Origin of the sequence: Methylocaldum sp. GT1BB (assembly GCF_051027545.1) — a bacterium.
GTDB lineage: Bacteria > Pseudomonadota > Gammaproteobacteria > Methylococcales > Methylococcaceae > Methylocaldum.
This window is the reverse complement of the sequence record NZ_CP194902.1, coordinates 3,789,899-3,811,149: the sequence shown is the minus strand read 5'-3', so window position 1 is coordinate 3,811,149 and position 21,251 is coordinate 3,789,899. Positions and strand designations below refer to the sequence as shown.

At 59.2% G+C, this 21,251-nt stretch carries 17 protein-coding genes; 10 read left to right on the top strand and 7 right to left on the bottom strand.

Features of this window, described 5'->3' with window-relative positions; translation table 11 throughout:
- Window positions 1-3 precede the first annotated feature (3 nt).
- Window positions 4-1,053 (top strand): hydrogenase expression/formation protein HypE, encoded by a 1,050-nt coding sequence (hypE, locus tag ACR2TX_RS18355; protein ID WP_077732303.1) that lies wholly within the window; start codon window positions 4-6, stop codon window positions 1,051-1,053.
- A gap of 166 nt (window positions 1,054-1,219) precedes the next feature.
- Here the strand turns inward: hypE and ACR2TX_RS18350 are convergent, their stop codons facing one another.
- On the bottom strand, window positions 1,220-1,885 hold the full coding sequence (locus ACR2TX_RS18350; RefSeq protein WP_077732256.1) for a class I SAM-dependent methyltransferase: 666 nt from the start codon (window positions 1,883-1,885) through the stop codon (window positions 1,220-1,222).
- 207 nt (window positions 1,886-2,092) lie between these two features.
- Here ACR2TX_RS18350 and ACR2TX_RS18345 point away from each other — a divergent pair, with 207 nt between their 5' ends.
- From ACR2TX_RS18345 to ACR2TX_RS18320, 6 genes are all read left to right on the top strand, one after another.
- A complete protein-coding gene (locus ACR2TX_RS18345; protein ID WP_077732257.1) occupies window positions 2,093-3,139 on the top strand; it encodes a VIT1/CCC1 transporter family protein in 1,047 nt (348 codons plus the stop codon).
- Window positions 3,140-3,353: 214 nt separating this feature from the next.
- Window positions 3,354-4,211 carry a DUF2231 domain-containing protein gene (locus ACR2TX_RS18340; RefSeq protein WP_156880868.1) on the top strand — a complete coding sequence of 286 codons (858 nt, stop codon included), beginning with the start codon at window positions 3,354-3,356 and terminating at the stop codon, window positions 4,209-4,211.
- A 337-nt stretch (window positions 4,212-4,548) separates the two neighbouring features.
- On the top strand, window positions 4,549-4,797 hold the full coding sequence (locus ACR2TX_RS18335; protein WP_077732259.1) for an OadG family protein: 249 nt from the start codon (window positions 4,549-4,551) through the stop codon (window positions 4,795-4,797).
- A 30-nt stretch (window positions 4,798-4,827) separates the two neighbouring features.
- Window positions 4,828-6,621 (top strand): sodium-extruding oxaloacetate decarboxylase subunit alpha, encoded by a 1,794-nt coding sequence (oadA, locus tag ACR2TX_RS18330; RefSeq protein WP_347258624.1) that lies wholly within the window; start codon window positions 4,828-4,830, stop codon window positions 6,619-6,621.
- A gap of 8 nt (window positions 6,622-6,629) precedes the next feature.
- Window positions 6,630-7,757: a sodium ion-translocating decarboxylase subunit beta gene (locus ACR2TX_RS18325; RefSeq protein ID WP_077732261.1), complete on the top strand. Its 1,128-nt coding sequence runs from the start codon at window positions 6,630-6,632 to the stop codon at window positions 7,755-7,757.
- Between the two features lie 357 nt (window positions 7,758-8,114).
- Window positions 8,115-9,479 carry an NAD-dependent succinate-semialdehyde dehydrogenase gene (locus ACR2TX_RS18320; RefSeq protein ID WP_434130466.1) on the top strand — a complete coding sequence of 455 codons (1,365 nt, stop codon included), beginning with the start codon at window positions 8,115-8,117 and terminating at the stop codon, window positions 9,477-9,479.
- 89 nt (window positions 9,480-9,568) lie between these two features.
- Here the strand turns inward: ACR2TX_RS18320 and phaR are convergent, their stop codons facing one another.
- The 4 genes from phaR to ACR2TX_RS18300 form a co-directional block, all read right to left on the bottom strand.
- Window positions 9,569-10,117: a polyhydroxyalkanoate synthesis repressor PhaR gene (phaR, locus tag ACR2TX_RS18315; protein WP_133716061.1), complete on the bottom strand. Its 549-nt coding sequence runs from the start codon at window positions 10,115-10,117 to the stop codon at window positions 9,569-9,571.
- Window positions 10,118-10,138: 21 nt separating this feature from the next.
- Window positions 10,139-10,885, bottom strand: a complete 747-nt coding sequence (gene phbB, locus ACR2TX_RS18310) for an acetoacetyl-CoA reductase (protein WP_077732264.1) — start codon at window positions 10,883-10,885, stop codon at window positions 10,139-10,141.
- A 213-nt stretch (window positions 10,886-11,098) separates the two neighbouring features.
- Window positions 11,099-12,277, bottom strand: coding sequence for an acetyl-CoA C-acetyltransferase (locus ACR2TX_RS18305; RefSeq protein WP_434130465.1), 1,179 nt, complete (start codon window positions 12,275-12,277; stop codon window positions 11,099-11,101).
- A gap of 116 nt (window positions 12,278-12,393) precedes the next feature.
- The gene (locus ACR2TX_RS18300) at window positions 12,394-12,942 is read right to left on the bottom strand and encodes a phasin family protein (protein ID WP_077732266.1); all 549 of its coding nucleotides are present in this window, start codon (window positions 12,940-12,942) and stop codon (window positions 12,394-12,396) included.
- Between the two features lie 386 nt (window positions 12,943-13,328).
- On the opposite strand from ACR2TX_RS18300, the gene phaE reads away from it, so the two are divergent.
- Window positions 13,329-14,597: a class III poly(R)-hydroxyalkanoic acid synthase subunit PhaE gene (gene phaE, locus ACR2TX_RS18295; RefSeq protein ID WP_077732267.1), complete on the top strand. Its 1,269-nt coding sequence runs from the start codon at window positions 13,329-13,331 to the stop codon at window positions 14,595-14,597.
- 18 nt (window positions 14,598-14,615) lie between these two features.
- Window positions 14,616-15,674, top strand: a complete 1,059-nt coding sequence (phaC, locus tag ACR2TX_RS18290) for a class III poly(R)-hydroxyalkanoic acid synthase subunit PhaC (RefSeq protein WP_077732268.1) — start codon at window positions 14,616-14,618, stop codon at window positions 15,672-15,674.
- Window positions 15,675-16,003: 329 nt separating this feature from the next.
- On the opposite strand, the gene ACR2TX_RS18285 is transcribed toward phaC, so the two are convergent.
- Together ACR2TX_RS18285 and ACR2TX_RS18280 are read right to left on the bottom strand one after the other, a co-directional pair.
- Window positions 16,004-17,218 (bottom strand): phospholipase D-like domain-containing protein, encoded by a 1,215-nt coding sequence (locus tag ACR2TX_RS18285; protein ID WP_434130464.1) that lies wholly within the window; start codon window positions 17,216-17,218, stop codon window positions 16,004-16,006.
- Between the two features lie 296 nt (window positions 17,219-17,514).
- Window positions 17,515-19,593, bottom strand: coding sequence for a thioredoxin domain-containing protein (locus ACR2TX_RS18280; protein ID WP_156880864.1), 2,079 nt, complete (start codon window positions 19,591-19,593; stop codon window positions 17,515-17,517).
- Window positions 19,594-19,733: 140 nt separating this feature from the next.
- On the opposite strand from ACR2TX_RS18280, the gene ACR2TX_RS18275 reads away from it, so the two are divergent.
- Window positions 19,734-20,828, top strand: a complete 1,095-nt coding sequence (locus ACR2TX_RS18275; protein ID WP_434130463.1) for an alpha/beta fold hydrolase — start codon at window positions 19,734-19,736, stop codon at window positions 20,826-20,828.
- The last annotated feature ends 423 nt before the right edge of the window (window positions 20,829-21,251 follow it).

Sequence of the window (21,251 nt, the reverse complement as noted above, 5' to 3'; positions counted from 1 at the left end):
GCCATGAGCGACGACACCCGGTTGATTTGCCCGGCGCCCATAGGCCAGTACGCCCAGATCGTCATGGCCCATGGCGGAGGCGGGCGGCTGATGCAGCAATTGCTGGAGCGCCTGGTGCGCCCGGCCTTCGCCAACCCGCACCTGGACCAGCGCCACGACAGCGCGGTCTTGGACGTGGGCGGCAAGCGGCTGGCCTTCACCACCGACGGCTACGTGGTCAAGCCGCTGTTCTTCCCCGGCGGCGACATCGGCAAGCTGGCGGTGTGCGGCACCTTGAACGATCTCGCGATGAGCGGTGCGAAACCCTTGTTCCTGAGCGCCGCGCTGGTGATCGAGGAAGGTTTTCCGGTCGATGATCTGGCGCGCGTTCTGGCCAGCATGAACGCCGCGGCGCAGGCGGCGGGAACGGCGATCGTCACCGGCGACACCAAGGTGGTCGAAAACGGCAAGGGGGACGGGCTGTACATCGCGACCAGCGGCATCGGCCTGATCGAACATGACCTGCAAATAGCCCCCGCCGGCATTCGGGAAGGCGATGCGATCCTGCTGAGCGGCGACATCGGCCGCCATGGCGTCGCGATCATCGCCGAGCGGGAAGGGCTGGGCTTCGAAACCGCCGTCGAAAGCGATTGCGCGGACCTGTCCGGCCTCGTGATGCAATTGCTGGCGGCCGGCGTCGAGCTGCATTGCCTGCGCGATCTGACCCGCGGCGGGTTGGCGGCGGCGGTGCTGGAGCTAGCCAGGGATGCCGGGTTCGACATGGAGCTGAACGAGGACGCCATACCGGTCGCCACGCCGGTGCGGGGCGCCTGCGAAATCCTCGGTTTCGACCCGCTCTACGTGGCCAACGAAGGCCGCATGGTCCTTTTCGTTCCGGCGAGCGCCGTAGGCCGGGCGATGGATGTGCTGCACGCCCATCCTTTGGGGCGCGATGCGTCTCTCATCGGGCGGGTCGGCGCGGCGGGCGAAGGGCGAGTCGGCCTGCGCAACCCGTACGGCATCGTCCGCGTACTCGACCTTCCGAGCGGCGAACAACTGCCGAGGATCTGTTGAGTGCTCGCTAGTACTCAGTAAGTAGCCCGGATGCAACGCAGTGAAATCCGGGAAGGTCGGAGCACCGATCATCCCGGATTCAGCAAGGCTTCATCCGGGCTACGCTGGCGGAAGTTAGGTCTCTCCTTCTTGCCCGTCGCGCCAGGGTAGAGATGGCCAACCGCCATCAGCCCCAAGCGCGCCCTGAAAAAAGAGCCACGCATCCAACGACCTCGACGGAAACCTCGCGAAACCGCTGATTAAGCGCCGCCTTCAGTCCGTCCAGACTGTCGTGCGCGTTCGACATGATTCCCTTCTTGTTGTAGATGTCCATGAGGCGCTTCGCGAATCGACTTCGCGGAACGCCGCCCTGGAGCAGGGTCGAACCGAACAGGACCGCACCGGGATTCATCAGCGCCTTGAGGTGATCGAAAGCGACCGCCTTGGATTCGATGGGCCCCGGAAGGCAGTGGAGCAGGTAATTGATCCCGACCGAATCGAATTTCGGCTCGTCGATGGATATGGGTGCCAGGACGTTGCGGACATAGGTTTCCGGCTGATATCGGGCGATGCGCCGGGAGGCGAAATCCAGCGAGGTCTCGTTGAGGTCCATCAGTGCAACGCGCGGTACCAGCATCGGAAAGCGGCACTTATCCACAAAATAGCCGGTGCCGACGCCGACATCCAAATGATTCGCCGTGACGTGTTTGTTGTAATGCTCTACGAGTCGCTGAGTTGGGCACTTCCAAATCAGTCGGTTGGATAGCCCGAGCACGGCAAGGTCGTAGATTTTCAGGATAGGTCGGGTATAGACGGCCTGGCCGGCGTGAATCTGGTCTGCGGTAAAGCTCATTGCTCTTGTCTCCCTGTTGTGAATCCCGCACTCAAATCGGGACGATCGACCGGCTTGAGCTCGAGTGATGACTCGGCCTTCAAACGAAGATACATCCCGGATGTCTTCTCGTCCTCAGAGTCGGTATTATGCCCATGGAGGCTGTGCAACGAACAAGGTTTTACGCCGACGCCCGTCCCACACCGATATTCCCATCATTCCAGACCCATGTCCCTTCTCAACAGTTGGTTTCAGGAAAAGCAATCAGCCTGGTTGTATCGCGTGATCGCCGCCGCCGAGAACAATCGCCGGATGCGGCGTTTGTTTCGCAAGCTCGCCGAACAGGCCGACACTCAAGCTGCGCTTTGGGAGAGCCGTTTGAAGGCGGAAGGTTCCGCGTTGCCGCCTTTCAAGCCGACGCCGCGGGCCCGATTGATCGGCCGCCTGGTTCGGGCGTTCGGCCCGAAGGCCCTGCGCCCGGTTCTGGCCAGCATGAAGATCCGGGGGCTTTCCGCCTATTCGGGCCAAGGGCTGGAGACACGCCATGCGATGCCCACCAGCGCCGAAGATGTAGGCCGGCGCCATAAAGGGGTGGCCGGCGGCAACCTGCGGGCGGCCGTATTCGGCGTCAACGACGGACTGTTGTCGAACACCAGCTTGATCTTGGGTATGGCCGGAGCGAGCACGGGGACCGGGATGGTGGCGATGGCCGGCATCGCCGGTTTGTTGGCCGGCGCTTTGTCCATGGCGGCGGGGGAGTATGTGTCGATGCGGTCGCAGCGGGAGTTGTTCGAATACCAGATCGATCTCGAACGGGCGGAGTTCGCGATGTTCCCGGAAGAAGAAGTCGAGGAGCTGGCGGTCATTTATGCGGCCCGCGGCATGAGTTTGCAGCAGGCGCGCCGCGCCACCCGACAGATGATGAGCGACCCGGAAAACGCCCTGGATCTTCTGGCGCGCGAGGAACTGGGCGTAAATCCTGACGATTTGGGTTCGCCCTGGGGCGCCGCGTTGTTCTCTTTTCTGGCATTTTCAGGGGGCGCGAGCATCCCGCTCATCCCGTTTCTCCTGGGGTTCGACATGCATAGAGGCGTTCAGATCGCGGGTCTCTCAGCCGGAGTCAGTTTGTTTGCAATCGGGGCATGCTTGAGTCTCTTCACCGGCCGGAGTGCTCTGTTGGGCGGTCTGCGCATGGTGCTGATCGGCGGCATCGCCGGCATCGTGACGTATGCCATCGGTTCATTGATTGCCCCAGGTGCGCCGGGCCTGACCTGATGAGCGATCCAGCGCGACGTTATACCCGGTGTGGGCTTTTCAGATTCCATATCGATAAGGAGATCGCGGACGGAAAACGAAGCGAAAGTGGGGTACGGTTTCGATTCCAGGCGTTCTCTGCGAAACTTGTTTTAAGAAAGGGCGACTAAGAAAACGTCTCCGACAGTTCGGCAACGACCCCATTTGACCTTCAACTCAGTATTCGGAAGCGATCATGTTCAATTTTCCAGGTCCGGATTTGATCGGACACTTCATATCCCCCGCCGTGCACGGAGCCGGCGACGGAAATGGCGGCGGATTCCTAATGGTTGTCGAGAGCGCGCTCGACACCGTGTCTCGGACGCTCGAGTCCGGATCTTCCGGCAATCCGTTTGCCGGCATCGAGGCGCTGGGAACCAATTGGCACCCGCTAATTGTCCACTTTCCGATCGCTTTTCTGACCGGTTTTTTTCTGCTCGAGCTCATAGGCGTGGTGCTAAGACAGCCGGGTCTGCGGCATGCTGCAAGCTGGATGCTTTATTTGGGGGCTTTGGGCGCCATCGCGGCCGCTGTCGCAGGTTTGATCGCGGAAGACACCGTTCCCCACGGCAGCACCGTACACGACATCATGGAATGGCATGAAAGGCTGGGATTGACAGTGGCAGGTTTGTCATCGACCCTGGCCATTTGGCGCCTCTTCAGTAGGGAACGATTTTCCGCCATGGGTCAGGCTTTACACTTGTTCCTGGGAGCGATCATCCTCGCCGGCATCGTTTTTGCCGCGGACTTGGGAGGATTGATGGTTTACCAGCATGGTGTCGGGGTAAAAAGTTTACAGGTCGCAGACGACCACCATCATGATGATGGTCACGAGCATCGCCCAGCCGGCTCGGACATGGCTTTGGATGCTCATCGCGAACCGGATTCCGAGGAGGCCGTGCATATCCATGACGAACCGCCCTCCGACGAAACTGCGCATGCCCATGACAAACCGGCCTCCGACGAAACTGCGCATACCCACGGCAAACCCGGTTCCGACAAGGCAGTTCATACCCACGGTAAACCGCATTCCGGCAAGGCTCTGGCGAAATAATCCAAACTGTCTAAACCGGAATTTCTGGCCGGAGGACGAGCGGGGCAGGGTACCAGGGTTCAAGCAACCTCTGCCGATAGCACTCGGTCGGCGCGACCGATAGGGCCATGGCCGAAATCCGTAATTCTCGTAGCAATCGGAAAGCCGTCGGCGGCGGTTCTGCCGGCCCTACGGCGAATTAATCTCACCCGAGCCCGCCTCGCTCGCAAGGCCGAGTATCCCTGTGCAGTCAAGCGCTCCGGGACTCGGGAGTTGCTGCAATTCCGTGACAATCCCGTTCGACTTTCGCCGGTTTGCACATTATCATTCGTCCGTTTGCTCAAAGCTTTTGCGAGACATGGAATATTCAATAGCCGAATTGCTGCTTTCCGGTATCAAGCTCATGCTGATCGGCATGACGATCGTGTATCTCTTTTTAGCGTTGCTGGTCTGGGTAATCGGTATTACATCGAAATTGCTCAATCGCTACGTACCCGAACCGGAACACGCTCCAGGCGCTTCTGTCCAGGCCCCGGATGTCGAGTCGGATCAATCCGAAATCGTAGCCGCCATAACGGCGGCCATTCACCGGTACCAGAATCAATAACATACAGAGAAGAACTTAGGAGTTTGTTCCATGGCTAACCCCTTAGGCATAACCGACGTCGTTCTGCGCGACGCGCATCAGTCCCTGTTGGCTACCCGTTTGCGGCTCGAGGACATGCTGCCGATTTGCGACAAGTTGGATCAAGTCGGTTTCTGGTCGCTCGAAAGCTGGGGGGGAGCGACCTTCGACGCCTGCATTCGTTATTTGGGCGAAGACCCGTGGGAGCGTTTGCGCGCGCTCAAAAAGGCGCTGCCTCGTACCCGACTGCAAATGCTGCTGCGCGGGCAGAACCTGCTCGGCTATCGTCATTACGCCGACGACGTGGTGGACAAGTTCGTCGAGCGGGCGGCGGAAAACGGCGTGGACGTGTTCCGCATCTTCGACGCGTTGAACGACCTGCGCAATTTCGAAAGAGCCATCAAAGCGACGATCAATGCGGGCAAGCACGCCCAGGGCACCATCTCTTACACCGTGAGCCCGGTGCATACCATCCCGATGTGGGTCGACTTGGCGAAACGCCTGGAGGACATGGGCGCGCACTCCATCTGCATCAAGGACATGGCCGGACTCTTGAAGCCTTATGTAGCCGAGGAACTGATCAAGAAGCTGAAAAAGGCCGTCAAGGTTCCGATTCACATGCAGTGTCATGCGACGACCGGGCTCAGCACTGCGGCCATCGTCAAGGCGGTGGAAGCCGGCATCGATAATGTTGACACCGCGATCTCGTCGATGAGCATGACCTACGGCCACAGCCCCACCGAAGCCATCGTGGCGACCTATCAGGGGCATAAGCGGGACACCGGTCTGGATCTGCGCCTTCTTGAAGAGATTGCCGCTTATTTCCGCGAGGTCCGGAAGAAATACGCCAAGTTCGAGGGCAGCCTGAAGGGTGTCGACAGCCGCATCCTGGTGGCGCAAGTTCCCGGCGGCATGTTGACCAACATGGAAAGCCAGTTGAAAGAGCAGGGGGCTCTGGACCGCTTCGACGAAGTGTTGGAAGAGATTCCGAGGGTTCGCGAAGATTTGGGCTTCATTCCGCTGGTTACGCCGACCTCGCAGATCGTCGGGACCCAGGCCGTGATCAACGTGCTGTCGGGCGAGCGCTACAAAACGATTGCCAAGGAAACCGCCGGCGTGCTCAGGGGCGAATACGGGGCGACGCCTGCTCCGGTCAATAAAGAGTTGCAACAGCGGGTGCTCGAAGGTTCCGAGCCGATTACTTGCCGGCCGGCGGACCTGCTGGAGCCAGAAATGGACAAGCTGACGGCGGAACTCAGGAAAATGGCTGCCGAGCACAAGGTCAATCTGACGGAAAACGAAGTGGACGACGTGCTGACTTACGCGCTCTTTCCCCAGATCGGTTGGCGCTTCCTTCAAAATCGCGGCAATCCTTCGGCTTTCGAGCCGGCGCCGGGAACGGAAGAGACTCCGAAGTCCGAAGCTCCGAGAGCCGAAGTTACGCAGGCGGCGGCATTCTCGGACGGGGCCAAGGCCTATACCGTCACGGTCAACGGCAGGGTTTATCACGTCGAGGTCGCTCCGGGAGGTGCCATCACGTCGGTGCAACCTGTCGCGGGTTCGACCGTGCAGCCCGCCGTTCGCATCGGTACGGGGGAAGCGGTGAAGGCACCTATGGCCGGACATATTCTTCGGATCAACGTCAAGGAAGGCCAGACCGTTACGGAAAGCGAGGTCGTGGTGGTGATGGAAGCCATGAAGATGGAAACCGAGGTTCGCACGCGTGTAGGCGGAACGGTGGGCCACATCGCGGTCAAGGTCGGCGATACCGTCGCGGCCAACGATGTCTTGCTGACCCTGGGATGAGGTAACCGATGGAGGGTTTCATCCAGCTTTGGCAAAGCACCGGATTGTCCAATTTCCAGATTGGCCAGGTGCTCATGATGGGCGTCGGCTTTCTCCTGATTTTCCTGGCTATTCGCAAGGGTTTCGAGCCGCTGCTCCTGCTTCCCATCGGATTCGGCGCCGTGTTGAGCAATATTCCGGTAGCCGGTATCGCAGAGGAGGGGGGGCTGCTGTCGTATCTTTACTACGGCATTAAAACGGGAATTTTCCCACTGCTCATCTTCATGGGCGTCGGGGCGATGACCGACTTCGGGCCCATGCTGGCGAACCCCAAGACCCTGCTCTTGGGAGCGGCCGCGCAATTCGGCATCTTCGGAACCTTGTTCGGGGCATTGGCGCTGAACCTGGTTCCGGGCCTCACCTTTTCTTTCAAGGATGCCGCAGCCATCGCCATCATCGGCGGAGCGGACGGGCCCACGGCGATTTACGTCGCCTCCAAGCTTGCGCCGGAACTATTGGGCGCGATCGCGGTGGCGGCTTATTCCTACATGGCTTTGGTGCCCCTGATTCAGCCGCCGATCATGCGCGCCTTGACGACGTCCGAGGAGCGCTTGATCGAGATGGCGCAGCTTCGGATCGTCAGCCGCAAGGAAAAGATCATTTTTCCGGTGGTCTTGCTGATCCTCACCGCGATGTTGCTGCCATCGGCCGCGCCTTTGATCGGTATGTTCTGCCTGGGCAATCTGATGCGCGAATGCGGCGTCGTCGAGCGTTTGAGCAAGACTGCACAGAACGAGCTGATCAATATCGTCACGATCTTTCTGGGGCTTTCGGTCGGATCGAAACTGAGCGCGGCGCAGTTCTTGCGGCCGGAAACCTTGGGCATTCTGGTACTCGGAGCCATCGCCTTCAGCTTCGGCACCGCGTCCGGTGTGCTCATGGCGAAGATGATGAATAAGTTCAGCGAAAACAAGGTCAATCCTCTCATCGGCGCGGCCGGCGTTTCGGCGGTGCCGATGTCCGCTAGGGTAGCCAACAAGGTCGGGCAGGAGAGTAATCCGTACAACTTCCTGCTCATGCACGCCATGGGGCCGAACGTGGCCGGAGTCATCGGTTCGGCGGTGGCGGCCGGCGTTCTCTTGGCTTTGGTCCAGTAACCGCGGTTCGCCGGAGACTTGTTCACGGCGGTCCTGCTCTAGAACTTTTCCGGTTTGGCGTAGCATCCACTGGATGCCGCAGGCCGAGAATTCCTTCCCGGCGTCGGCAAAGGATTGCCGACCTACAGCACCTGGCCCCTTATCGCGGCCTACAGAACCCAGTCACCGATCCGTTACCAAAAACGTGTCTGACTCGCCAGAAGACCGGAATGAGCGAGACGTTTCCGGCCTAGCCGTAGGCCATAACTCTCGCGCATACCGCTGGTCCAATACTGGGACAAATCCCGAATTAGGCGTGCGAATTCCAAGAGCCTTTGGATAACACGCCGCTCTCACTCCCTATCAGCGAGGAGAACGATGGACTTCACAAGCATCAACCCGACAACTGGCGAGATGATCAAGCGCTATGCCTCGTGGACCGACAGCGAACTCGAACAGGCTTTGCGACTGACGGCGGACGCATCGCCGGCCTGGCAATCGACTCGAATCGCCGACCGCTGCGAACGGCTGGAAAAAGTCGCCGCCGCGCTGCGAAACCGTCCGGACTCTTATGCCGCGCAAATCACCCTCGAAATGGGAAAACCGATTCGCGAGGCGCGCGCCGAAATCGAAAAATGCGCGTGGGTCTGCGAGTTCTTCGCCGAAAATGCCGAAAGTTTTTTGCAGGACGAACCGGTCGAGACCGACGCAAGCCGAAGTTACGTGGCATTTCAGCCCCTCGGAACGGTGATGGGCATCATGCCCTGGAATTTTCCTTTCTGGCAGGTATTCCGGTTCGCCGTGCCGGTACTGGCGGCGGGCAACTGCGCCTTGCTGAAGCACGCTTCCAACGTACCCCAGTGCGCCGAAGCGATCGAGGAGGTTTTCCTGGAGTCGGGAGTACCGCCCGGCGTCTTTCAGTGGCTCAGAATCTCTCACGCCCAAAGCGAAAAAGTCATCGAAGATAAGCGAGTTCATGCGATCAGCCTGACCGGGAGCGAACTGGCGGGACGGCGGATAGCGGCCTTGGCCGGAAAAAGCCTCAAGAAGACGGTTCTGGAGCTCGGAGGCTCGGACCCCTTCGTCGTTCTGGCCGACGCCGACCTGGAACTCGCCGCGACGACCGCGGTAACCGCGCGGTTCCAAAATTGCGGCCAAAGCTGTATCGCGGCCAAGCGCTTCATTCTGGTCGAATCCATCGCGGATGAATTCCTGGCGTTGCTCAAATCAAAAGTCGACGCGCTGGCGATCGGCGACCCTGCACGGGAAGAAACCCAGATCGGCCCGATGGCGAGGAGCGATCTCCGCGATGGAGTCCATCGCGCGGTCATCGAATCCGTTCGGCAGGGAGCGGTCATTCTTTCAGGCTCCGAGCCGATCGAAGGACCGGGTTATTTTTACCGGCCCTCGATCTTGGATCGGGTACAACCCGGGATGCCGGCATACGAGGAAGAGCTGTTCGGACCGGTCGCCGTGGTGTTGCGGGCGAGCGATGAGAAGGAAGCGCTTGAAATCGCAAACCGGCATCGCTACGGCCTCGGCGCATCGGTTTGGACACGCGATCGGGCCAGGGGCGAAGACTTTGCGTGGCGGCTCCAATGCGGCGCCGCTTTCGTTAATGGCATGGTCAAGAGCGATCCGCGCATGCCTTTCGGTGGCGTGAAGGATTCGGGCTACGGGCGGGAACTGAGTATTTACGGGTTGCGGGAATTTACCAATATCAAGAGCGTGTGGATCGGCTGACGGGTGACCGGTTTGTCGGCAAGGGATGGCCGACCTACCGCTGTAGGGTGGGTTAGGCGCGCATTGCCACGAGCCATACCGTAAAGGACTTACGCCGAATCGCCTTTAGTCCCCTCTCCCTCTGGAAGAGGGTAAGGGCGTTTCTTTTCTTCGTCCTTTCCATCGTTAGTCCCGCTCGCTTTATCAAGTCCGTATGCCGAGAAAAAGCCGTCCTGCATTGTTTGCCAAAGCTTCAGGTTCTGCCGGGTCAACTCCGTAAACACGGACAAGGGAGCGTTCTTGATCAGATTTGCCATCTGGGCCTGCATCAGCTTTTGCTGCTTTAGAAAGACATCCATGCTTTCCTTGAGATAGGCCGTCATGAAGCCTTGCATCGCATTGCCGTAGGTCCGGATGATCTGTTCCAGAATCTCGGTGGTGAAGATCGGCTGGCCTTTTTCCTCTTCTTCCAGGATCAGCTGCAAGAGAGTGCTCCGGGTGATGTCCTCGTCGGTTTTCGCGTCCACCACCCGGAACTTGATAGCGTCTCTTACGAGTCCACGGATGTCCCCAAACGTAACGTATTTACTGATGGCCGTGTCGTATAGGCGCCGGTTGGGATATTTCTTGATGATGCGTTCGTTGTATGCGTTGCTCATATTCCGGGGTTGTCATGCGGCCTACCCCATATGTTGGCCGCCGTTGATCGAGAAATCGGCTCCCGTGATGAATCCAGCCTCATCACCCGCCAAAAAGCTTATCAGCCGGGCGACTTCCGAGGGCCGACCGAACCGGCCGACCGGGATTTCCGCCAGGATTTTAGCGCGATGCTCTTCCGGGACGCTCATGATCATCGGCGATTCGATATAACCCGGCGATACCGTGTTTACGGTAACTCCCTTTTTCGCGACTTCGCGAGCGACGGACATCGTGAACCCGTGAATTCCGGCCTTGCTGGCGGCATAGTTCGCCTGGCCGAACTGGCCCTTTTGGCCGTTCACCGAGGAGATGTTGATGATGCGGCCGAAGCCGCGATCCTGCATTCCTTCGATGATGCAGCGCGTGGTGTTGAACACGCCGTCGAGATTGGTACGGAGCACCGTATGCCACTGCTCGGGCGTCATTCTGCGCAAGGTTGCGTCGCTTGTGACGCCTGCGGCATTGACGAGAACGTCTACCCCGCCGTACTTGCGCGCGATGTCTTCGAACACGGCAGTGGTGTGCCCGAAATCCGTGACATCGCATTCCATGGCGTGCATCTCGTAGCCTTCGCTCTTGCGCGCCGCTTCCCACGCGTCGGTGATACAGTCTAGCGCCCGCGGACGGCAAAGGGCAACGACGCGGCTAGGCATCGCGGCCAGGTGCCTGCATATTTCGGTGCCGATAGTTCCGGTTCCCCCGGTTACGACGGCCACTCGTCCATTCATGAGAAAATCCTCCGTGCTAGGTATAAAGCTGGGCCGGGCCGGACCGAACCATTCGGAAATGCCGGGATCGGCTGCCCCCTTGCCCCGGCCTACAAATTATGAAAATCGTAGGTCGGCAATCCCTTGCCGACAAATGTGCTCAGGTCCGGCTTCTCCCAACAGTTGTACAAATCCTGACAAAGCCGATATGGCTTATCGACCTCCAATCTCCGTCTACCGCTCCACGGCGACGGCGATGCCCTGACCTCCGCCGATGCAAAGCGTGGCGACGCCTTTGTGTACGTCGCGGCGGCGCATTTCGTGCAGCAGGGTGACTAGAATCCTCGCGCCGGACGCGCCGATCGGGTGCCCGAGCGCTATCGCGCCACCGTTGACGTTGAGCTTGTCGGTATCCCATCCAAGTTCGCGGTTGACCGCGATCGCCTGGGCCGCGAAAGCTTCGTTCGCTTCGATCAAATCGAGATCATCGATGGTCCATCCGGCCCGGTTGAGACAACGCCGCGTCGCCGAAATCGGACCGGTTCCCATGATCGCCGGCTCGACACCCGCGGTGCCGAAGGCCGCGATACGGGCCAAAGGCTTCAAACCGTATCGCTCGGCCATATGCGAGGACATCACCAGCACCGCAGCCGCCCCGTCATTGATACCGGACGAGTTGCCCGGCGTTACGGTACCGTTCGATCGAAAGGCAGGTTTCAGCTTTGCCAGCGCTTCGGCGGTGGTGCCCGCACGCGGAAATTCATCGGTATCGAACACGATGGCCGGACCTTTGGGCTGCGGAACTTCGATCGGCACGATCTCGTCCCGGAATTTCCCCGCCTTTTGCGCGGCTTCCGTCTTTTGCTGGGAGGCGGCGGCGAAAGCATCCTGTTCTTCCCGGGATATTCCGTACTGATCGACGATATTTTCCGCGGTGCAGCCCATGTGGCAGTCGTGGAAGGCATCCCAAAGCCCGTCCACGATCATGCTGTCGATGAGCGTCCAGTCGCCCATTTTGACTCCGTTGCGCGAATTGGGCAGCAGGTGAGGGGCCGCGCTCATGTTCTCCTGACCGCCCGCAATCACGATTTCCGAGTCCCCGCACTGGATCGACTGCACGGCCAGTTGTACCGCCTTGAGGCCGCTCCCGCATACTTTGTTGATCGTGGTGGCCGACACTTCGACCGGAAGATTGGCCTTGATCGCCGTTTGTCGGGCCGAATTTTGCCCGGTACCGGCGGTGAGCACCTGTCCCATGATGACTTCGTCGATCTGCTGCGGCTCGAGGCCGGTTTTGGAAAGCAGATCCAGGACGAGCTTGGCTCCGAGATGTACGGCCGGAATATTGGCGAGAGTGCCGCCGAATTTACCGATCGCCGTACGCACGGCGACTACGATTACTACATCTTGCATTGATTGACCTCTTGTTGAGACTGAATTTTGAAATAGGAAAGGGCCGGTGTCGGAGGGCGGACAACCGGCCCGTCGCCTTACGGTCTGATGGAAATGCGCTCAATCCAAACCGTAACTCATCCTTTCTGAGCTCCTCGCGGTGCCTGTTGCCCTTCGGCGCCGGCCGCGGCTTTGGCAGTCTCGCCGCCGGCGCGCGCGGTGGTTTCGGCCGCGCGCGCCGCTCTCTCCGCGGTTTCTTTCGCCGTCTGATTGGCCCACTCGTTGAATGCGTCCTGGGTTTCCTTCGCCACTCGCAGATAGTCTCCTGCGTGGTCCGCGATCTTTTGACCGAATTCGGAAATCAGTTTCCGTTCCCCGTCCTTCCATTTGTCGGGATCTCTCGTTTCGCAATTCAATTGCGCCTGGCGCGTTCCCATCTCCAAATAGTCCTGAGCCATGGCCAAATTGCATTTGGCGACTTTCTCGACGGCCTGTAACGCAATCTCGTTCCACCGCATGAACGGGTCGACCGCTATACGGTTCATCTCGAACCATTGATCGTAAACTTGCCGATTACCGGCCATCCTTTCGGCCGCCTGAAGGGCGATTTCGTTCCAACGCATCAACGGATCGAACGCCGCGCGGTTGATCTCGAACCATTGATCGCACATTTGACGAGTGTTCATCACAAGCTCCTTAACAAGGGTTTAAACACAGTGGGAATCCGGCAGTATCAGTGGTGCACTGCACCATACCGGAGCGGGACAAGCCGATCAATAGGCCGGAATACTTACATTCAGCAAGAGCATTGATGTGTAAAAAGTAATAGTGATCCGATTCGGGAACCGTGCCTGCGAAACACAGGTCGGATGTCTTTGAATGACGATTTTCGTACTGGCAAACGACAGATCAGATGTATTTATGCGTATCGAAAACGAAACGCTTCGATCACGTCTTCGCCGCGAGGAAACAAGCGGTTCACCTCCGGTTTACAATGCTGCGTCGCAACATTGATCTGGTATAGTATCGACACGGCGTCATGCCGTAACAAATCCGACCAACGGAGACTCGAATGACTGATCAATCTTCCTCCCCAGTGGATGCCTGGGCTCGTCTCTGGCTAGACACGCAACGCAAGTACTGGGAGTCGTGGTCCGATCTTTCCCGTAAGGCGATCGAAGAACCTCGAGCGGTTTCCGAGGGAGCAGGCCCGGAAGCTGGACCCGGTCCGTTCGACTGGGGCGATTTCTGGATCGCTACGCAACGGAAGAGCTGGGATCTCTGGCTCGAACTTTCGCGGCAAACCTTCGAATCCAAACCCGGGGCGACGGATGAGAAAGCGCCAGCCGACTCGTGGTCACGCCTTTTCGATCTATGGGGCACCTTTTGGATGCCCCTGATACCGGGACACTCCCGCGAATCGATCGGAAAGCTGCTGGACGCCAATAAAGCCTATTTCCGCATGGGAGAGGGATTGTGGAAGATCCTTTCCAACAGTTACGGGGCCGCTCAAGGCGCGGAAAGCCAGTGGGATGCGCTCAGCCGCAGCGTCAGGCAGATGCACGAACAATTCGGGGAGCAGCTTCGGGCCGCCAAGGATCCCTGGTCCGGGTTCGCCACCTTCTGGGGCATGCCTTTGGACAACTGGCGCCGCGTCTGCTCGGCGTTCTCGATCTTGCCGGGCGACATGGAGAAGGCGGTACGCGGATTCGGCTCCCCATACGGCCCGGAAACCTTGCACCAGGGCATGGTTGGCCTCCTGTCGATGCCGACCATCGGCTATACCCGCGAATGGCAGGAAGAGCTGCAACGCTGGGGATTGCTATGGCTCGATTATTATCAGGCTCTCCAGGCGTATGCTCTGTCCCTTTCGGGAATAACGGCGAAAGCCATCGATCTGTTCGCCAACGAGCTTTACGAAAAAGCCCAAAAAAGAGAATCGTTCGACAGTCTGCGCGCTCTTTACAACTTGTGGATCGACTGTAGCGAACAGGCCTACACCGATATATCGACTTCGGATGAATTCACCCAGGCTCAAACCCTGTTGACCAACGCTGTCTTTGCCGTAAAACGCCAGGAACAGAAGATGGTCGAGGAGACCCTCAGCGCATTCAACATGCCGACGCGCCGCGAGCTGGACACCAGTCACCGCCGCGTTCATCAGTTGCAGCGGCGGGTTTGGCAGTTGGAACAGACGCTGGAGGAATCCGGCGTACTGGAGCTTCGGGCCGAAGTTTCGGCCTTGCAACGCGAGTTGGAAAACCTGCGCGGGCAAGCGCGAGGCGAAAAGAGCGAAACACCCAGCGCGCCACGCAGAACGAGGGCCAAGACATCTACCTAAGTTATCGAGGAGCGAGCGATGCTACGCCCGGAACAGATTACTCAAGAGCTTTTTGAATTCAACCGCCGAATCGCGAACGGGATGACCACGCTCAGCAAGATCGGCCGAGTCGACGTGGAAGCGAGTCCCAAGGATCCGGTTTACCGGGAGGACAAACTCGTTCTTTACCGTTATCGCCCGCGGCGGGAACAAGTCTCGACCGTTCCGCTGCTGATCGTTTATGCCTTGGTGAACCGTCCTTACATGACGGATCTTCAGGAAGACCGTTCCATCATCCGCGGGTTGCTCGATCAAGGCGTCGACGTTTACCTGATCGATTGGGGTTATCCCGATGGAGCCGACCGGTTTCTCGACCTGGAGGACTACGTCAACCGGTACATACGCCGGTGTGTCGATTTCGTCTGCAAACAGCACGACCTGCCCAGCATCAACGTGCTCGGGATCTGCCAAGGCGGCACCCTGAGCCTGTGCTATACGGCCCTGCACCCCGAAAGGGTGCGCAATTTGATCACCATGGTGACCCCGGTCGACTTCCACACGCCGGACAACACATTGAGCCACTGGTATCGCGATCTCGATGTGGACCTCATGGTCGATACCCTGGGGAATATTCCCGGCGAGCTGCTCAACTGGAGCTTCCTGTCCTTGAAGCCGTTCCGGCTGACCGGCCAGAAATACGTGGATATGGCAGACATTCTGGAGGACGAGGACCGCCTCAAGAATTTCCTGCGCATGGAGAAGTGGATTTTCGATAGTCCGGATCAGCCCGGCGAACTGTTCCGGCAGTTCATCAAATGCTTCTATCAGGAAAACCGGTTGATCAAGGGAACCTTGAAAATCGGCGGGCGGACCATCGATCTCAAGCAGATCAAGATGCCGGTGCTGAATGTCTACGCCACCGAAGACCATCTCGTTCCGCCGTCGGCTTCCATTCCTTTGGAGAAATACGTCGGCACCAAGGATTACGGCACGATCGTTTTCAAGGGCGGCCACATCGGGATCTACGTCAGCAGCCGCTCGCAGAAGGACATCCCGCCGGCGATCGCCGAATGGCTTAAGGTACGTTCAGAGGAATGAGCCGCTCGCTGCGGTAGCGTGTAAGCCCGGCTCCTGGAAGTGCGCGAAACGCGCCGACCAATTTTCTGCGACAAGGAATCTCGCCGGTCGTGATCGGTGCGGTTCGTCCACCCGCTGCACCCTATAGGTGTAGATATAGGTCGGCAGTCCCTTACCGACGAACCCGTTGCGTCGGCAAGGGATTCCCGACCCACCTCGCGGTGCCGGTTCGTAGGTCGGCAATCCCTTGCCGACGGAGCCGCATGTCGGGACGCTGCGTCGGGAAAGGATTCCCGACCTAATTGGCGGCGCAGACGTAGGTCGGCAATCCTTTGCCGACGACTGCCCTTTCAAATCCAATACTTCGCGAACAGAACCAAATGTGCCAGAAAGCGCTGCCATAACGGCCGGTTCGGGTAAGCCTCGGGCGATATTTCCTTGGAGTGCTTCAAATCCCTTAGAAACGCAGACGCCAGGGCCGCCTTCGTACCGGCTTGACGCAGCACGTAATCGACTTCCAGATCGTGCCGTAGACTCCGCGAATTCATGTTGCTCGAACCCACCGTCATCCACTCGTCGATAATGATGGTCTTGGCGTGCAGAACGCCCGGCTGATACTCGTAAATTTTCACCCCGTGATCCAGCAGGCTGCCGTAGAACGTCGCCGAGGTCCATGGCATGAAAAAGATGTCGGATATCGACGGGAGAATGATGCGAACGTCGACCCCTCGCTTCGCGGCTCGGTTGATCTCGTGCAGAAGACGCTCGTCCGGAACGAAATACGCGTTGGTGATCCAGATTCGCCGCTTACTTCGGCCGATCCGCCGCAAGAGCTCCCTCGTGCGCGCGCGGCGCTGGCGCCGGGTGTCGTTCAGACGGAAGGGAGACCGCAGTGACGTTCGATGCCGGAGAGGATGCCAGCGCCAAGGATTCCATGCGCGCCGGAACGCCTGTTCGAGCGGCCGGGTGTCGATGTTCTCGATGCGAACCGCCGTGTCCCTCCATTCTTCTCCGCCATGAGCGACCGGAAGATGTAGCGCGCAGATATTGAAACTGCCGATCCAGGCGATCCTTCGATCTATTGTGCAGACCTTCCGGTGATTGCGGTTGTTGAGCCGGGTCAATAGCTGCAAGAATCGCGGCGGCACCGCCCGGCCACCCGCCATGTGCCGCCAATGACGGAAAAACCATGGAATCGGATGGAATATCCGGAACGGAAATCCCGACTCCTCGAGCGCGGCGAGCAAGCGGCCTCCGGCAAGCGGCAGTCCCACGCCATCCACCAGGAAGCGGACTCTGACACCCCGCTGATGGGCATGGCTCATCGCGGCAATGAAGGCGCGCCCGACGGCGTCCAGTTCGAAAATATAGGTCTCGAGCTGAACCTCGCGGACGGCCGCGTTGATGTCGCGCACCAGATCGATGAAAAATTCATCCCCTCGAACGTAAAGCCGCTCCTCCACCGGCGATTCCGTCTCGGCATCGGGCCGATAGACAGCGGAGGACCCCGGCTTGAGCTCGGCTATCGATGAAACGGTATGGGGGTTGCTCCTAATTTTCTTCACTTGACGAAAACGTGCTTATGACACACTCCCGATAAGTTTGGTGCTGGGTCCACGCAAGGGCGTGCTAGAGCATTTTCCGGTTTGGCGTAGCGCCCGAAGTAGGTCGGCGATCCCTTGCCTGGCCAAGCCGGCCTGTCGGCAAAGGATTGCCGACCTACGAACCGGCACCGCGAGGTAGGTCGGGAATCCTTTCCCGACGCAGCGTCCCGACATGCAACTCCGTCGGCAAGGGATCGCCGACCTACACAATGCTCGTCCACCAGCAAAAAACCATATCCGATTAGACCCAGCCCGCTCTATAACGTCGTCCCGATAGGCATTCGCAGAAAATCCCTGAACTCCGGCAAGGCGCGGATCGGTGCGAGGCATGTCATGCCCGAACACACATAAGCGATTTCCCCCGTCTCCGCCTTGCGTTCGGCCAAAGTGCCGGACAAGGACTTTTCCTCGGCGGGTATCGCGAACACCAGGCGCTGCGTGCCGGCAGCCGGCGTATCACGGACCGCATCGATCCAAGGCCGAAAAGCTTCCGGCCTTCCTCGCAGCACGATGAATTGCGGCGGATATAGCCAATCCAGCATGGCATTCAGCAAGGCACCGTGGGCATGGGGATATTGGCGCACCGACGGCATGGCAGCCCGCAGCGTACGTTCCGCGGCTTCGGTGTAGCGGTACTCGCCCACCAGATGGCCGAGGCGCAGCAAGGCCAACGCAGCAACGCCGTTACCCGAAGGCATCGATTCGTCCATGAGCGTTTTCGGCCGCTGGATCAGTTCTTCGTGATCGTCCGAGGTGAAGAAAAATCCGCCTTGTTCCCGGTCTTCGAAACGGGCGAGAAGCTGGTCGGCCAGCTTCGAGAGCCAATCGAGGCGCTCCGTTCGCCACTCGCATTGCAGGAGTTCCAGACCGGCGTCGAGCAGAAACGCGTAGTCGTCCAAATACCCATTCAAATGGGCTCTGCCATCCTTGTAAGTCGCCAGCAGCCGGCTTTCCTCGACGCATAGCTCCCGGCGCAGAAACTCGAAGGCCCGGTCCGCCGCGTCGATCCAATCCTTCCGCTCCAGCAACCGGCCGGCGGAAGCCAGTCCCTTGATCATCAAGCCGTTCCAGGCCGTCAGCACCTTGTCGTCGCGTCCCGGCCTGATCCGCTTTTCGCGAGCCTGGAATAGGGTAGCGCGCGCGGATGCCAGTCGGCGCTCGGCTTCCGCCTGATCGGTGCTCAAACGGGCGGCCACCTCCCGAAGCGGTGTTTCCACGTGCAGATGCCAATGGCCCTCGAAATTGGGGCTTCGATCCAGACCGTAATGGAGCTCCACGACGGCATATTCCTCGGACGAAAGAAGGTCTTTTATTTCCGCCCGATTCCAAACGTAATACTTGCCTTCCTCACCCTCGGAATCCGCGTCCAGACTCGAATAGAAACCGCCTTCAGGCGATTGCATCTCCCGTACGGCCCATTCCGCCGTCTCCTCCGAGACCTTCCGGAACAAAGGATCTTGGGTCGCTCGCCAAGCCTCGGCATACAGAGACAAAAAAACGCCGTTGTCGTACAGCATTTTCTCGAAATGGGGAATTTCCCAAGCGGTGTCTACCGAATAGCGGGCGAACCCGCCGCCGATGTGATCGTAAATCCCGCCTTCCGCCATCTTGGTAAGCGTCGTCGTCACCATGCGAAGAGCGGATGCATGCTCGTTCGGGTTCTGGCCCCATAAACGCAGCAGAAATTCGAGATTGGACAATTGGGGAAACTTCGGCGCATCGCCGAATCCGCCGTTGACGCTGTCGAAATTGGCTTCCAACTCGCGCTCCGCCCGGATAAGGACACCGGCATCCGGAGCTTCCGAGCCTTCTGCTTGTCTAATGGATTGCAGGATGTCGGCAAAAGACTTGCCGTGGTCCTCGAGATCTTGTTTGTGTCGGCGATAGTATTCGGCAACCTGGGCCAGCAAGGAACGGAATGCCGGTAACTGATAGCGAGCGGTATTCGGGAAATAGGTGCCGCCGAAGAACGGTAACTGATTGTGCGGATTGAGAAACATGGTCAGCGGCCAGCCGCCGGGACGGCGGGCGATAATTTGATGCGCTAGCTGATAGATCTTGTCCAAATCCGGCCGTTCCTCGCGATCCACCTTGATGTTGACGAACAGCTCGTTCATCACCGCCGCGGTCGCCTCGTCCTCGAACGATTCATGAGCCATCACGTGGCACCAGTGGCAGGCCGAATACCCGATGGACAGCAAGATCGGTTTGTCTTCCTTGCGGGCTTTTTCGAGCGCCTCGTCGCCCCAAGGGTACCAGTCGACCGGATTGTCGGCATGTTGCAGCAAATAGGGACTGGTTTCGGAACTCAGACGGTTTCTGTGAATGGAGTCCATGAGACTGCACCTTTTCTGGCGCCGGGGTACGGCGGGTTAATTTTCATTTATAGGGACGGTTGCCACCGGTCCGTCATTCAGGCTTGTGGCAGGCTTTTACCTTAACACTAGTTTGACACTCGAACAGCGGAAGAATCATCGTGGCCACGACATCATTTCCTTCCTACGGAGAGCCACCTTTATTCGTTGCCCATCCGGCGAAGCGATCAACGCGTACGTTTCCGTTCGCCACGCCATTCGACTTCGTCGGGAATTTGCGGACGGCCGAGGGAGCGACCATCCGCTACGGTATCGCTCGCCCCGCCCATGCGTTGAAACGGGGATCCGTGCTGCTGCTTCAGGGCCGTGCCGAATGTCTGGAGAAATATTGCGAAATCGTCGAAGGCCTTACCGCCAGGGGCCTTTATGTTTATTCGTTCGACTGGCACGGACAGGGGATGTCGGACCGCTTCCCGAAAGGTCGGAAAAAAGTCGACGTGACATCCTTCGACGATTATCTGGAAGACATCGCCTTGTTCATCCGGGAAGTATGGTGCGTTCCGGAAGCCAACCGATATGTCATCGCCCATTCCACCGGCGGGCATGTCGCCTTGCGGTTCATGGCCGAACGGCGCTTGAAAGTCGACGGCGCGCTGCTTTGCGCGCCCATGATCGACCTCAAGACCAAGGGCTGGCCGCGCTGGTTCGCGCCCATACTGGTCGGCGCCGTCGCCGGCATGGGATTCGCGGACTTACAGGCCCCCGGGGAACGGCATCATCTCCCGTCATTGCGGCGGTTTGAAGGCAATGCCCTGACCAGCGATCCCGAACGCTTCCGGGTTTTGCCGGAACTCGTCAAATCCAATCCGCTGCTGGAGCGCCGCGGCGCGACGTATCGCTGGGTACGTTCGGCATTCACCTCGATCGCCAAGCTCAATGCTCGCGGAATCCCCGAGTCCATCGACGTGCCGGTGACCATCCTGATCGGCGACGACGACCGGATCGTCGATGCCGACGCGGCCAAACGCTTCGCGCGCCGACTGCCGAACGGACGGCTGCAGCTATTGAAAGGAGCACGCCACGAAATCATGATGGAAAGAAACGCGATCCTGAAGCGTTTCTGGCGCGCGGTGGACACTATGACCGAAAGGGGCCGGGCGGGGTTGCCAACTGTCCGCGGGGGCAATGGCATGGTGAAGAAGGTTCGTAATGCGTCCGCTAAGACGGACGTCCCGAAACCTGCCTGCCGATCGTAGGGTGGGTTAGGTGCGCGTCCATCCATCCGCGTGTCGCTCGGCGAGTCAGGCGCGCACCGTAACCCACCAAAGCGAAGCGGCAAGGCCATCGAACGTTGCTCCGGTGGGTTACGGCGCACGCGAAGCGCCGTGATCCACGGCCGGTCGACGCCGGAGTGCGCCTAACCCACCCTACGAAACCCCGGTCTTTCCTGGCTCCCAAGCTCTCGCTGCGGAGCCCTACCTCAGAAGCTCTAGCTTCAAGATATGGGGTCCCAAACAGGAGTTTAGGACCCAGCGTAACCGTTCGAAGTAGGTCGGGAATCCTTTCCCGACAAGATGGTCCGCAAAGGATTGCCAACCTACGAATCAGACCAATTCCACGCCGCTATATGGCGGTGAAAAACGCTCTAAGGTTTCAGCCCCGTTCCCGGCAACTCGGAA